Raw genomic sequence first — 432 nt, 5'->3', positions numbered from 1 at the left:
ATTGCCAACCAATACCAGCTTTTGACAAATAATGAAAAAACAATTCTGGTGTTCTACCACCAGAAACTGCTAAAATTGCGCGCTTATGCTCAAGGACAGCCACACAAAGCTCTGCTGCAACATGACCAGCTAATGCTAAAGCTAGGGCTGTCGGTGTATCAAAATTCAAACGGTTACTATTCATTCCATGCACACTCATTACTCTAAACTAAGTTGTTCCATATACGCACATCACGTTCCATCAAAAGTGTCGAAGCAGATGGCCCCCACGACCCAGCATTATATCCATGAACAGGCAGCTGTCTTGCTTGCCATCCCTCAAGAATACCATCAATCCAACCCCAAGGAGCCCCAACTTCCTCTCGCTGCCTAAATAGGGTTTTATCCCCGCGAATCACTTCCATCAAGAGGCGGTCATAAGCATCAAGCTTC

The 432-nt window shown here is 45.4% G+C and carries 2 pseudogenes; both read right to left on the bottom strand.

What is annotated here, in order from left to right:
* Positions 1-193: pseudogene (locus J7R10_RS08875) on the bottom strand (6-phosphogluconolactonase); the annotation flags it as partial.
* Between the two features lie 10 nt (positions 194-203).
* Positions 204-432: pseudogene (locus J7R10_RS08870) on the bottom strand (glucose-6-phosphate dehydrogenase); the annotation flags it as partial.

Origin of the sequence: Bartonella vinsonii subsp. berkhoffii ATCC 51672, assembly GCF_902825225.1 — a bacterium.
GTDB lineage: Bacteria > Pseudomonadota > Alphaproteobacteria > Rhizobiales > Rhizobiaceae > Bartonella > Bartonella berkhoffii.
The sequence above is the reverse complement of the archived record's forward strand: the minus strand, read 5'-3'. Positions and strand labels throughout refer to the sequence as shown.